The sequence below is a fragment of the Pseudomonas sp. NFX183 genome (assembly GCF_047943075.1).
In the GTDB taxonomy this organism is placed as follows: Bacteria; Pseudomonadota; Gammaproteobacteria; order Pseudomonadales; family Pseudomonadaceae; genus Aquipseudomonas.
Window position 1 is genome coordinate 3,604,720 of record NZ_CP181333.1, and the last position, 12,992, is coordinate 3,617,711.

Here is a 12,992-nt window from a genome sequence, read left to right on the forward strand (position 1 = left end):
CAATCATTAATACACGTTTCTTAACCCGCACAAGGAATTGAAAAATGACTGATATCAACAAAGAATCGATCTCTGTACTTAACGACCTGATCGAGACCAGCAAAGACGGCCAGAAAGGCTTCGCAACTTGTGCTGAAGACATCAAGCACCCAGAGCTCAAAGCGCTCTTCCAGAAACGTGCCGCCGATTGCGCCAGCGCTGCCGCTGAGCTGCAAACCGCTGTGAAAGCCCTGGGTGGCGATCCGGAAAATTCCGGTTCGGTTGCCGGCGCACTGCACCGTGGTTGGGTCGACGTGAAGTCGATGGTCACCGGCAAAGATGAAGAAGCCGTGCTGAATGAAGCCGAGCGCGGTGAAGACCACGCACTGAAGGCTTACAAAGAAGCGATCGAGAAGATCAACAAGCACAACCTGCTGGGTATTCGTGACCTGGTTGAGCGTCAGTTCCACGGCGCCCAACGTAACCACGACCAGGTGAAAGCCCTGCGTAACCAGGCTCGCGCTCAGTCTTGAGTCGCGCCTGATTAGAAAAAGCCCCGCTGATGCGGGGCTTTTTTATGGGCGATTTTTATACCCAGGCATCAGCCGATGCTGATCGGCGGCAGTTCGGTCAATGTCACCACCTGCTGCTTGCGGGGTGCGAGGATTTCCGCCTCACCGTCCACTACCAGCTCATCACGCTGGTTGAACACGCGAGTGGCGATGCGCACTCGAAACTTGGGCAGCTTCTCGAGGATTTCCAGACGCACGGTCAAGGTGTCGCCGATTTTCACCGGCTTCTGGAAGCTCATCTGCTGGCCGATATAGATAGTGCCCGGCCCAGGCAGCTCGCAGGCAACGGCCGCGCTGATCAGGGCGCCGCTGAACATGCCGTGGGCGATACGCTCCTTGAACATGGTCGCCTTGGCGTACTCGGCATCCAGGTGCACCGGGTTGTGGTCGCCGGACATCGCGGCAAACAACTGGATATCACGCTCTTCGACGGTCTTGCTGTAGCTGGCGGTCTGACCGACTTCGAGGGCTTCGTACGGGGTGTTGGTAACCTGAGTCATCTCGGGGTGCATCCTGTGGCTAATCGGTAATTAAACAGTATGATTTTAAGCGTTTGATTTTAAACGAAAAATTATTCGCAGCGGGTCGGCCTGCGCAAGGTCAGAGCCTGTTGCAACCACGCCAGTACATCCGCTGTGACTTCATCACGGTTGGTTTCGTTGAACACTTCATGACGCGCCTGCGGGTAGATATTCAATTGCAGGTGCTGACAGCCGGCCTCACGCAACGCATGGGCCAGGCTTTTGAGACGCTTGCCTTCACTCACCGGATCACATTCGCCGCCCATCACCAGGATCGGCAGGCCCGGATCGATCTGCGCGAGATTGGACGCTTTGCTGATTTGCTGCAAGCCGCCCAGCAGGTCGATCCACAACTGGTTGGTGCAACGAAAGCCGCAAAGCGGGTCGGTGATGTACCGGTCGACCTCGACCGGGTCGCGACTGAGCCAATCAAACGCCGTTCGGTTGGGCTTGAAGGCTTTATTGAACGAGCCGAACGACAGGAACTCGATCAGCGCACTGCGCCCGCGCAAACCCTGGCGTGCCCGTTCGATACGAGCAATCACCGCCGCCGCGCGGTACAGCGCAATCGGCTGGAAATTCGAACCGCTGAGAATCGCGCCATTCAGGCTGGCGCTGTGGTGCAGCAGGTAGGCCTGGGCGATGTAGCTGCCCATGCTGTGGCCCAGCAGAATAATGGGCAGCCCCGGTTGCTGCTGGCCGATGTGCTGGTTGAGGCTGGCCAGGTCGCCCACCACTTTGTTCCAGCCGTCCTTTTCGGCGTACAGCCCCAGCGTGCCTTCATCGGCGGTGCGGCCATGACCGCGCTGGTCCAGCGCATACAGGCCGAAACCGGCACCGCACAGGGCTTGGGCCAGGCGTGAATATCGACCACTGTGTTCGGCCATGCCGTGGGACAGCATGATGATTGCCCGGGTTTCGCCTTCCGGCAGCCATTGATTGACGTACAGGCGGCTGCGGTCATTCGCGGTCAGCCAGAAGGTGCTGTGGTTCATGGCGCTTCCTTTGCTCAGGGTCGTTGCAGTGTATAGCTCATCCTCGGGCTTGCGTCTGATCAGTGCAGGCCCTTGTAGGAAGATTCACGCAATTAATGACGCTCTTTCCTGTATTTGCCTGTTTGGCCATAGCTGCTAACGTCCCCAAAGCCCCGCTTTTTATAGCAGCACGTTTTTTATCGCTGCAGCGGTCGGACACACTCAGGTAAGAGGACAAGAATAATGCAACCTGATTTCTGGAATGACAAACGCGCCGCGGGCGTTCCCAACGACATCGACCTCACCACGTACAAGTCGGTGATCGAAGTCTTCGAACGTTCCTGCAAGGCCTTTGCCGACCGTCCGGCGTTCAGCAACATGGGCATCACCCTGACCTACGCCGAGCTTGAGCGCCAGAGTGCTGCGTTCGCCGGTTACCTGCAGCAACACACCGACCTCAAGCCGGGCGAGCGTATCGCGGTGCAGCTGCCCAACGTGCTGCATTACCCGATTGCCGTGTTCGGCGCACTGCGCGCCGGGCTGATCGTGGTCAACACCAACCCGTTGTACACCCCGCGCGAGATGCGTCACCAGTTCAAGGATGCCGGCGTGCGTGCGCTGGTGTACCTCAACCTGTTCGGTGCGAGGGTGCAGGAGGTGTGCGCCGACACCGAGATCGACTACCTGATCGAAGCCAAAATGGGCGACTTCATGCCGGCCGCCAAGGGCTGGTTGATCAACACCGTGGTCGACAAAGTCAAGAAAATGGTCCCGGCCTACCACCTGCCACGGGCGGTGTCGTTCAAACGCGCGTTGCGCATGGGCGCGGGGCAGGGGTTGATCCGGCATCCGGTCACGCTGGATCACATCGCCGTGCTGCAATACACCGGCGGCACCACTGGCCTGGCCAAGGGCGCGATGCTCACTCACGGCAACCTGGTGGCGAATATGCAGCAGGTCCGGGCGTGCATGTGCCAGGTCACCGACGATGGCCAGCCGCTGGTAAAGGAAGGGCAGGAGGTGATGATCGCGCCGCTGCCGCTGTACCACATCTATGCCTTCACGGCGAACTGCATGTGCATGATGGTGACCGGCAACCACAACGTGCTGATCACCAACCCGCGCGACATCGGCGGGTTCATCAAAGAGCTGAAAAAGTGGCGGTTCTCCTGCCTGCTGGGGCTCAACACCCTGTTTGTGGCACTGCTGGACCACCCCGACTTCAAGACCCTGGATTTCTCCCACCTCAAGATCACCAACTCCGGCGGCACCGCCCTGATCAAGGCCACGGCCGAGCGCTGGAAGGCGGTGACCGGGTGTTCCATCGGCGAAGGCTACGGCCTGACAGAAACCTCACCCGTGGCCAGCACCAACCCGTACGGCAGCCAATCGCGCCTGGGCACGGTGGGGATTCCAGTGCCGGGTACAGCGATGAAGGTGATCGACGATGACGGGCACGAGCTGCCATTGGGTGAGCGCGGCGAGCTGTGCATCAAGGGCCCGCAGGTGATGAAGGGATACTGGCAGCAGCCGGCCGCTACCGCCGAGGCGCTGGACGCCGACGGTTGGTTCAAGACGGGTGACATTGCGGTGATCGACAACGATGGCTTCGTCAGCATCGTTGATCGCAAGAAAGACCTGATCATCGTTTCGGGCTTCAACGTTTATCCCAACGAGATCGAAGACGTAGTGATGGCCCACCCGGCGGTGGCCAACTGCGCGGTCATCGGCGTGCCGGATGACCGCACCGGGGAGGCGGTGAAGCTGTTTGTCGTGGCGCGTACCCAAGGCGTGAGCCTTGAAGAGCTGAAGGCGTACTGCAAGACCAATTTCACCGGGTACAAAGTGCCCAAGCATATTGTGTTGCGCGACTCGCTGCCGATGACGCCGGTGGGCAAGATTTTGCGCAGGGAGCTTCGCGACATCGCCTGACCCTGATTGAAATCCACTCAAAATGTGGGAGGGGGCTTGCCCTCGATGGCGGTGTATCAGTCAGCAGATGTGTTGGCTGAAACACCGCCATCGGCGGCAAGCCCCCTCCCATATTGTTTTTTATTGCCCTGAAAACCCTATTCCAGAGCCTTTTGCTGGGATATTTTATCGCTGCTTAAAGTGTGACCAAATATTGTAGGACAGTCATGTTTATGACCGTAGGGGCCCCTTTTGGCTCTAGGCGGCCCTTGGCAAAGCTGCTACTCTCGGCGCGCTTTGTGACTTCTCGGCCTGCTTGAAAGCGCCAGACTCACCTTTAAAAAAACACACACCAATAATAATCGCATCAAATGCGATGATGAATTCGCGTCGCTGAGGAGTGGGCTTCCATGAACGAAGACTTTTGGAAGGATAAGTACCCCGCCGGGATTGCTGCAGACATCAATCCAGACGAGTATCCAAATATTCAGGCGGTACTGAAACAGTCCTGCCAGCGCTTCGCCGACAAGCCGGCTTTCAGCAACCTGGGCAAAACAATCACCTACGGTGAACTGTACGAATTGTCCGGTGCTTTCGCCGCTTACCTGCAACAACATACCGACTTGAAGCCTGGCGATCGCATCGCCGTGCAACTGCCCAATGTCCTGCAATACCCGGTTGCGGTGTTCGGCGCCATCCGTGCCGGCCTGATCGTGGTCAACACCAACCCGCTGTATACCGCGCGGGAAATGGAACACCAATTCAATGATTCCGGGGCCAAGGCCCTGGTCTGCCTGGCGAACATGGCGCACCTGGCTGAAAAAGTCGTGCCCAAGACCGCCGTCAAACACGTGATTGTCACCGAAGTCGCCGACCTGTTGTCGCCGTTCAAGCGCCTGCTGATCAACAGCGTCATCAAGTACGTGAAGAAAATGGTCCCGGCCTATCACTTGCCCAAGGCGATCAAGTTCAACGACGTGCTGGCCAAGGGGCACGGCCAGGCGGTCAATGATGCCAGCCCGGCCAGCAGCGATGTTGCCGTGCTGCAATACACCGGCGGCACCACCGGCGTGGCCAAGGGCGCGATGCTCACCCACCGCAACCTGGTCGCCAACATGCTGCAGTGCAAGGCGCTGATGGGCTCCAACCTCAACGAAGGTTGCGAAATCCTGATCACGCCGCTGCCGCTGTACCACATCTATGCCTTCACCTTTCATTGCATGGCGATGATGCTGATCGGCAACCACAACATCCTGATCAGCAACCCGCGCGACTTGCCGGCGATGGTCAAGGAACTGTCGAAGTGGAAGTTCAGCGGCTTTGTCGGCCTCAACACGTTGTTCGTGGCGCTGTGCAACAACGAAGGCTTTCGAAAGCTGGACTTCTCTGCGCTGAAAGTCACCCTGTCCGGCGGCATGGCCCTGCAACTGGCTGCGGCCGAGCGTTGGAAAGACGTGACCGGTTGCAACATTTGCGAAGGCTACGGCATGACCGAAACCAGCCCGGTGGCCACGGTCAATCCGATCCAGAACATCCAGATCGGCACCATCGGCATTCCGGTGCCATCGACCGTGTGCAAAGTTATCACCGATGACGGCGTCGAGCTGGCCCTCGGTGAAATCGGCGAACTGTGCGTCAAAGGCCCGCAAGTGATGAAGGGCTACTGGCAGCGCGAAGACGCCACCGCCGAAATTCTCGACAGCGAAGGCTGGTTGAAGACCGGTGACATCGCGATCATCCAGCCTGACGGCTACATGCGCATCGTCGACCGCAAGAAAGACATGATTCTGGTCTCTGGCTTCAACGTCTATCCCAACGAGCTGGAAGACGTGCTGGCAACCTTGCCGGGCGTGCTGCAGTGCGCGGCCATCGGCGTGCCGGATGAAAAATCCGGTGAGCACATCAAGATCTTCATCGTGGTCAAGCCCGGCGCCACCCTGACCAAAGACCAGGTGATGGAGCACATGCGCGCCAATGTCACCGGCTACAAGGTGCCCAAGGCCGTTGAGTTCCGTGATGCGTTGCCGACCACCAACGTGGGCAAGATCCTGCGACGTGAGTTGCGTGATGAAGAGCTGAAGAAGCTCGGCCTGAAAAAGTAACCCAATAAAAACCCCGCAATTGCGGGGTTTTTTTATGGCCTGTTGCTGGCGAAACACTATCCCTGTGGGAGCTGGCTTGCCTGCGATAGCGGCGTAACTGTCAATGTAATGTGACTGACCTACCGCTATCGCAGGCAAGCCAGCTCCCACACTGTTTCACCGAGTGCTTACACCGCAAACTGCGCGAAGCTCACACCCGCACCCGCCGGGCGCACATCGGTGAGGAACGAGTCCTTGTCCGCGCTCAGCTCCAGAGTGATCTCCGGGCTGCGCTTGCCTGCATTGCGCACCACCAGGCCTTCAAGTTTTTCACGCAAAAATGCTGTCGGCACCTTCAGGTGCAGCAACTGGTCGGACTCGGCGTTGTGCATCAACAGGTGAATCCACTCGTACTGGCCCACGGCAATACGGCCCACCGGCAGGTCGAACCACCAGATGTTGCGTTTGCGGTCCAGGTCGGTGAAGTGGCAGTTGTTGAGGCCGAGTACGGCACCGCCCAGTTCCTGGTTTCTGCGGGCGATAGCCTGTGCTTTATTGAGTTTCATAACCTTCCTACGGGATCTGTTATTCAGCGTTATAGCCTGAATGTGCGGGGCATTCTCGTGGGTTGGCTGCAAAACATAAAGCCAAACCTGCAGGCGGCGATGAAATGCCGGTCGAAAAATAATTGAAACTCTGCAGAACAGCCTCGGGTCAATCTCTACGTAATGACCAAAAACCTCGATTGTTCCAGGAGAAATACCATGAGCAGCACATCGGATAAGGCAAAAGGTTTGGCTAACGAAGCCGTCGGCAACGTCAAGCAAGGTGTTGGCAAAGTGACTGGCAACGACAAGCTGCGCGCCGAAGGCGTGGTTCAAGAAAAGAAAGGCGAAGTGCAGAAAGCGGTGGGCGACACCAAAGATGCGGTAAAAAAAGCCACCAAGTAAGTCTGAATCGCTGGCTGTATGCGTGCAGCCCGACGGCCATCCACGGATGGCCGTTTTTATGTCAGATGCTGCAACTAAAATCTGGTAATTGTTTCAAAGTCGCCAAGTAGGCTACTTTTGATGTAGAAAACGGCCCCTGAGTCGCCCACGACCTCACCCTTTTGCGGCGAAAGGAGACGCTATGATTTTTCCGGTATTACAAGGTTTACCCCTGCATAAGGTGCTGGTGCGCACCGTCAAGGAATTCGTCGATGACGAAATGCCCACCTATGCCTCGGCACTGGCCTACCAGATGCTGTTCTCGTTGTTTCCCTTCCTGCTGTTCCTTATCGCCCTGATCGGTTTCCTGCACCTGCCGGACTTCTTCACCTGGCTGCGCATGCAATCGGAACTGGTGCTGCCGCCCCAGGCGCTGGAGCAGGTCAACCCGGTGATCGACCAGTTGCAGCAGTCCAAGGGTGGCTTGCTCTCCGTGGGTATCGTGATCGCCCTGTGGACTGCCTCCGCCGGTGTACGGCTGATGATGAGCGCGATGAACGCCGCCTACGATGTGGTCGAAGGCCGTCCGATCTGGAAGCGCTTCCCGCTCTCGGTGTTCTACACCGTCGGCATCGCCGGCATGCTGCTCGCCGCCGCCGCGTTGATGGTGCTTGGCCCGCAGGTGATGGAATGGCTCGCCGGGCAGATCGGCATGCAGGAATTCGTGGTGACCTTGTGGACCATCCTGCGCTGGCCGCTGATCGTGATTTTGCTGATGTTCGCCGTGGCCCTCATGTATTACGTGATGCCCGATGTGGAGCAGAAATTCCGCTTCATCACGCCAGGCTCGGTGCTCGCCGTGGTGGTGTGGATCGTTGCTTCCCTGGGCTTTGGCTACTACGTTAAAACCTTCGCCGACTACAACGCCATGTATGGCAGTATCGGTGCGATCATCGTCCTGCTCCTGTACTTCTATATTTCCGCCGCGGTGCTGCTGCTGGGCGCGGAGATGAATGCCGTGATCGAACACATGTCGGCTGAAGGCAAGGACCCGGGAGAAAAAGAGTTCGATGAACCCGCTGAACACGTTTCTGACACGGATGAAAAACAGCACGTCTCTGGCCTAGGCCGGGACCACTCCAAGCCCACACCCATTGAGCCTGATCGATGATCCGTGAAATCCTGAAAATGGGCGATGAGCGCCTGCTGCGTATTGCACCGCCGGTTCCGCCGGAAATGTTCGACAGCCCCGAGCTTTGGCAGTTGATTGACGACATGTTCCAGACCATGGAACACGTCGGCGGCGTTGGCCTGGCCGCACCGCAGATCGGCGTCGATCTGCAACTGGTGATCTTTGGTTTCGAGGCCAGCGAGCGTTACCCGGATGCGCCACCGGTGCCGCAGACCATCCTGATCAACCCGTTGATCACACCGCTCAGCCCGGTGGTGGAAGAGGGCTATGAAGGTTGCTTGTCCGTGCCCGGCCTGCGTGGCGCGGTAGACCGTTATCAGCAGATTCGCTACGAGGGTTTCGACCCTAAGGGCGAGCCGATCACACGCATCGCCGAGGGTTTCCACGCGCGCGTGGTGCAGCATGAATGCGATCACCTGATCGGCCGGCTGTATCCCTCGCGGATTACCGACTTCAGCAAGTTCGGGTTTATCGAAGTGATGTTTCCGGACATGGATCCGAAGGCTGACGAGTAGTACTCAGGCACTGAGATAAAACTGTGGGAGCTGGTTATTTCGCCGGTTTCACAAACCGCAACGTCATCCGATCCGACTCGCCAATCGCCACATATTTGGCCTTGTCCTGCTCACCCAACTTCAATGCCGGTGGCAAGGTCCATACCCCACCGGCGTAATCCTTGGTGTCCTTCGGGTTGGCATTCACCTCGCTTTGCCCCGCCAGCTTGAACCCGGCGTCCGTTGCCAGCTTCACCACCTGCGCGGTGGTCAGGTAACCACTGTCCTTGATCGCTTCCAGATCCGCCCCGTCCTTGGCCCGATGATCTTCCACGCCCAGCACCCCACCGGGCTTGAGCACCGTGTAGAACGCGCTGAAGGTGGCCGGCGCGGTGCCCGCGTCAACCCAGTTATGCACATTGCGAAAGGTCAGTACGGCATCGGCCGACGCAGGCTTGCCGAACACCGGCGCCTTGGGATCGAACTCGACAACCTCGGCCTTGGCATAACGCGCAGGGTCGGCGGCGAATTTGTTTTTCAGGTTCTGTTCGGACGTCGCGGCGTAAGCACTGCTGCTCGCAGCCTGCACGGCGGCTACGTAATGCCCATGGTCCTTGAGCAACGGCGCAAGCACCTCGCTGTACCAGCCGCCGCCCGGGGTGATTTCGATCACCGTCTGCTTGGCGCCCAGGCCGAAGAATTCCAACGTTTGCTGCGGATGACGGTAAACATCGCGCGCGCTGTTGGCCGGGTCGCGCCAGCTGCCGGCAAGCACGCTGGCGTACTGCCTGGCGGTAATCGGTGCGTCGGCTGCCTGGCTGAACATTGGGGCGAGGAGGGCGGTGAGGGACAAAGCTGCAAGCGTCGTTTTCATGATCATCCTGTAAGGGGCCACTGTGCCGTCGAGGCTAGCATGGGCCCTCTACCGGGCGATCACACATTATCCGAGGTGCACCTCACCCTTGGTTATAAGCCCCATGGCGATCATGGGTTTATTGCGTTTGTAGCGCACCAGCCGCTCGCTGAGCGATTGTGGCAGCACCGTGTCCTGAGTGAAGCCCATGCGCTGGTACACACCTTCCAGATCCGGATGGCACAGCAGCCAGACTGTGCCTTCCACCTCGGCCACAGCCTGCAGAATCAGCCGCGCCGCCAACCCGTTGCCGCGATACGCGGGGTCCACAAACACCCCGGTCAGCCACTGCCCACCCACCACCGGGCTCAGGCACAACCCGGCCACGATTTCGCCGTCACGCGCCACCCATAAACGCCCACCTTTGATGGCCTTCATCGACGAATCATGGCTACGGTAAAACTTGTTGAGCAGCGGCCATAGCGGCGCTGCCAGCGGTTCGAGGTGCAGTTCGGGCATGGTCTTCAAGCGAGCATTATCAAGGGCCGGGGATTATAAGCGCCTTCTGCCCGGCAATAGGTGGTATACCCACTGTTACATCCCCTTCAGTTGAGCATGCATCATGGCCAAAGGTATGGATTCAAAGAAAGCCGCGAAGAAGAAACCGGCAAAAACCGCCGATGAAAAACGCGCCGACAAAAAAGCCAAGAAGTCCGACACAGGCCTGTTCGGTCACTGAGTTACAAGCTTAGAACCAAACGGTCTGCAAGATTTTCGAGCCTCAATGCACAGAGCAGGAAACACCTGCTCTGAGCTGCCGATGGCCAACTACCTTGATCTGACCCAGCGCCGGGAAATCGAAGCCCTGGTGCACCGTTTTACCGCCCGAACCGAATGGCCGACCTGGCTGTTGCTGATCGGCGTGTACACAGGCTGGTTCGCCGTGATGCTCGCCAGTCAATGGCTGGGCCTGTGGCTGAGCACCCTGCTGCTGATCCCGTTGGTGACGCTGTGGCTGTCGGTGCAACACGAATTGCTCCACGGCCATCCCACCCGCTCGCTTCTTGTAAACAAACTGCTCGGCTATGCGCCATTTGCCGTGTGGTATCCCTACACGCTGTACCGCGAAAGCCATTTGTTGCACCACAACGATGAAGACCTGACGCTGCCGGGCATCGACCCGGAAAGCCGCTACCTCAACCAATTGCAATGGGACAACAGCTCGTTGCTCAAACGCCGCGTGCATTGGCTGACCAAAACCGTGCTCGGCCGGTTCCTGCTCGCGGCGCCGTTGGCGATTGGCCGACTGGCGCGTCATGAGCTTCAACGCTTGCCCCACGTGTGGCCGATGTGGCTGGCCCACGGCGTGGTGACTTTATTGATGCTGAGCTTCATCGCCCACTGCAGCGCACTGCCGGTGTGGCATTACCTGCTGCTGGTCAGCGTGCCGGCCTTGTCCGTGGCGTCGATCCGTTCCTACTATGAGCACCGTCCACACCGGCAGCCGGAACAGCGCACCGTCCTCAACGAAGCGGCCTGGCCCTGGACCTGGCTGTTCCTCAACAACAACCTGCACCTGGTGCACCATGACTTGCCGAAACTGCCCTGGTACTTGTTGCCCACCGTCTATCGCGCCCGCCGCGAACAATGGGTGGCGCGCAGCGGCGGGTTTGTGGTGCAGGGCTATGGCCAGTTGATCAGCCGCCACGGCCTCAAGGCCATCGACAGCCCCCGGCACCCTTTTGCCTGAGAGACGCCCATGAGTGATCACTACGCCGAATTGCTGATGTACGTCGCCCCCGAAGCGGTGCAGCGCGCCAACCAGCAGTGGCTGGCGCGGATAGTCGAGCGTCTGAACCTGAGCCGCCGCAACGCCGACCACCTCGACCTGCACGGCCTGTGGCTGGCGCCCGAACTGCTCGTCACGCAAACCTGCGGCTATCCGCTGATGACCCAACTGCGCGGCCAGGTGCGCGTGATCGGTCGCCCACGCTACGAGTTGGCTCACAGCAGCCAGGGCGAACACTGCAGCCTGCTGCTGACCCGCGACGACAACCCGCGCACCGCGCTGGCGGACTTCTACCACAGCCGTGGCGTGATCAACGGCCATGACTCCAACAGCGGCATGAACCTGCTGCGCGAACGTCTCGCGCCGTTGCAGCGCGGCGGCCGTTTCTTTGCCTGCGTCGGCATCAGCGGCGCCCACCGTGAAAGTCTGCGCTGGCTGCGCGAAAACCTTGCTGACCTCGCCGCCATCGACAGCGTCACCTACGACTACCTGGCGCGTTTCGCCCCGCAGGAAGTGGCGGGGCTGCGCATCGTCACCCGCAGCGCGCCGAGCCCGACCTTGCCTTACATCGGGCCGCTCAAGCTGAGCGATGAACACGTGGCGCAGATCCGCGAGGCGATGAACCTGGCGTTGCAGGACTTACCGCAGGTGGTCGACACGCTGGGTATCCAGCAAGTGCTGCCCGCCCGCGAAGACGACTACCGCGTGCTGTTGGATTACCAGCAACAGGCGGTCAACGCGGGTTATTCGAAGCTTCAATAAGGTTATATAAAAATACCTTTTAAATATTATTAAAGAATAAGCAGCCTTGCTAGGATCGCTCCACCGGAACACCGGACATAACGCGCAACCTACTCAGATGGAGCCACTATGTCCGGCGCCGACACTTCTCACAGCGATTACGTGGGCGGATTGTTCCGCAGTCATTACGACTGGCTGTGCAGCCGTTTGCACCGCCATCTCGATTCGCGTGCTCACGCCGAAGACATCGCCGCCGACACCTTCGTCCAACTGCTGAGTTCGCCAGGCGTGGTGCCGATACGCCAGCCCCGCGCCTTGCTCACCACCATCGCCCAGCGCCTGATGTACCAGCTGTGGCGCCGGCGCGATCTGGAGCGCGCGTATCTCGATGCCCTGGACAACGACGAAGCCTGCACCGCACCGTCTCCCGAAGACCTGGCGCACATGCTCGAAGCCTTGCAGGCCATCGACCAGTTGCTCGACGGCTTGCCGGCCAAGGTCAAGGCGACCTTCCTGCTGTCGCAGCTCAATGGCCTGACGTATCCCGAGATTGCCGCCGAACTGGGGATTTCCCAACGCTCGGTCAGCGACTACATGGCCCGCGCGCTCAACCGTTGCCTGCTACTCGCCGCCGGCCATGAAGTGCATTTCGGCCGCGCCGGCTTCGGCCCGGTGCGGGTCAGTTCGGCCGGCGCCACGGCGTGGATCGACGGCTTGCTGCAAGTGCGCGACCGCCCGTTGGCGGAAGTCATCGACGCGTTGCGGCCCTATCACCGTGGCGTGTTGCGCCTGGACCCGTCAGTCGCCGGCTTGCGCGTCAGCGGCCTTTATCGGCTGGACAATCCGCAGCAAATCCTCGACACCCTGGCGCGCACCTTGCCGATCCACATCACCCGCCGCACCGGGTTGTGGGTAACCGTCAATGCGGCCTGAAGGCTTCACTCAGTGACCCTGCC

The 12,992-nt window shown here is 59.4% G+C and carries 14 protein-coding genes; 9 read left to right on the plus strand and 5 right to left on the minus strand.

Going from position 1 to position 12,992, the window contains the following annotated elements; genetic code table 11:
* Positions 1-44: 44 nt before the first annotated feature.
* Positions 45-512: a ferritin-like domain-containing protein gene (locus tag ACM530_RS16765; protein WP_145159513.1), complete on the plus strand. Its 468-nt coding sequence runs from the start codon at positions 45-47 to the stop codon at positions 510-512.
* A gap of 68 nt (positions 513-580) precedes the next feature.
* Here ACM530_RS16765 and ACM530_RS16770 read toward each other — a convergent pair whose 3' ends face one another.
* Together ACM530_RS16770 and ACM530_RS16775 are read right to left on the minus strand one after the other, a co-directional pair.
* Positions 581-1,051, minus strand: a complete 471-nt coding sequence (locus ACM530_RS16770) for a MaoC family dehydratase (protein ID WP_003175719.1) — start codon at positions 1,049-1,051, stop codon at positions 581-583.
* 71 nt (positions 1,052-1,122) lie between these two features.
* A complete protein-coding gene (locus ACM530_RS16775; RefSeq protein WP_416362700.1) occupies positions 1,123-2,067 on the minus strand; it encodes a lysophospholipase in 945 nt (314 codons plus the stop codon).
* Between the two features lie 222 nt (positions 2,068-2,289).
* Between ACM530_RS16775 and fadD2 the strand changes: the two genes are divergently transcribed.
* Together fadD2 and fadD1 are read left to right on the plus strand one after the other, a co-directional pair.
* Positions 2,290-3,978 (plus strand): long-chain-fatty-acid--CoA ligase FadD2, encoded by a 1,689-nt coding sequence (fadD2, locus tag ACM530_RS16780; protein WP_416362701.1) that lies wholly within the window; start codon positions 2,290-2,292, stop codon positions 3,976-3,978.
* A gap of 389 nt (positions 3,979-4,367) precedes the next feature.
* Positions 4,368-6,059 carry a long-chain-fatty-acid--CoA ligase FadD1 gene (gene fadD1, locus ACM530_RS16785; RefSeq protein WP_145159507.1) on the plus strand — a complete coding sequence of 564 codons (1,692 nt, stop codon included), beginning with the start codon at positions 4,368-4,370 and terminating at the stop codon, positions 6,057-6,059.
* 167 nt (positions 6,060-6,226) lie between these two features.
* On the opposite strand, the gene ACM530_RS16790 is transcribed toward fadD1, so the two are convergent.
* Positions 6,227-6,604, minus strand: coding sequence for a hypothetical protein (locus tag ACM530_RS16790; protein ID WP_106578452.1), 378 nt, complete (start codon positions 6,602-6,604; stop codon positions 6,227-6,229).
* Positions 6,605-6,802: 198 nt separating this feature from the next.
* On the opposite strand from ACM530_RS16790, the gene ACM530_RS16795 reads away from it, so the two are divergent.
* The 3 genes from ACM530_RS16795 (at position 6,803) to def (ending at position 8,674) form a co-directional block, all read left to right on the plus strand.
* Positions 6,803-6,988, plus strand: a complete 186-nt coding sequence (locus ACM530_RS16795) for a CsbD family protein (RefSeq protein ID WP_076015848.1) — start codon at positions 6,803-6,805, stop codon at positions 6,986-6,988.
* 181 nt (positions 6,989-7,169) lie between these two features.
* On the plus strand, positions 7,170-8,138 hold the full coding sequence (locus ACM530_RS16800; RefSeq protein WP_242196327.1) for a YihY/virulence factor BrkB family protein: 969 nt from the start codon (positions 7,170-7,172) through the stop codon (positions 8,136-8,138).
* The gene (gene def, locus ACM530_RS16805; protein ID WP_145159503.1) at positions 8,135-8,674 is read left to right on the plus strand and encodes a peptide deformylase; all 540 of its coding nucleotides are present in this window, start codon (positions 8,135-8,137) and stop codon (positions 8,672-8,674) included. The genes ACM530_RS16800 and def overlap by 4 nt, the downstream gene beginning before the upstream one ends.
* A 34-nt stretch (positions 8,675-8,708) precedes the next feature.
* Here def and ACM530_RS16810 read toward each other — a convergent pair whose 3' ends face one another.
* Entirely contained in the window at positions 8,709-9,527 is an 819-nt protein-coding gene (locus ACM530_RS16810; RefSeq protein ID WP_416362702.1) for a class I SAM-dependent methyltransferase, read from the minus strand.
* 66 nt (positions 9,528-9,593) lie between these two features.
* The gene (locus ACM530_RS16815) at positions 9,594-10,025 is read right to left on the minus strand and encodes a GNAT family N-acetyltransferase (protein ID WP_145159499.1); all 432 of its coding nucleotides are present in this window, start codon (positions 10,023-10,025) and stop codon (positions 9,594-9,596) included.
* Positions 10,026-10,326: 301 nt separating this feature from the next.
* On the opposite strand from ACM530_RS16815, the gene ACM530_RS16820 reads away from it, so the two are divergent.
* The 3 genes from ACM530_RS16820 (at position 10,327) to ACM530_RS16830 (ending at position 12,969) form a co-directional block, all read left to right on the plus strand.
* Positions 10,327-11,256 carry a fatty acid desaturase gene (locus tag ACM530_RS16820; RefSeq protein ID WP_416362703.1) on the plus strand — a complete coding sequence of 310 codons (930 nt, stop codon included), beginning with the start codon at positions 10,327-10,329 and terminating at the stop codon, positions 11,254-11,256.
* A 9-nt stretch (positions 11,257-11,265) separates the two neighbouring features.
* Positions 11,266-12,057: a phosphate/phosphite/phosphonate ABC transporter substrate-binding protein gene (locus ACM530_RS16825; RefSeq protein WP_416362704.1), complete on the plus strand. Its 792-nt coding sequence runs from the start codon at positions 11,266-11,268 to the stop codon at positions 12,055-12,057.
* A 108-nt stretch (positions 12,058-12,165) separates the two neighbouring features.
* Positions 12,166-12,969: a sigma-70 family RNA polymerase sigma factor gene (locus ACM530_RS16830; RefSeq protein ID WP_416362705.1), complete on the plus strand. Its 804-nt coding sequence runs from the start codon at positions 12,166-12,168 to the stop codon at positions 12,967-12,969.
* Positions 12,970-12,992 lie beyond the last annotated feature (23 nt).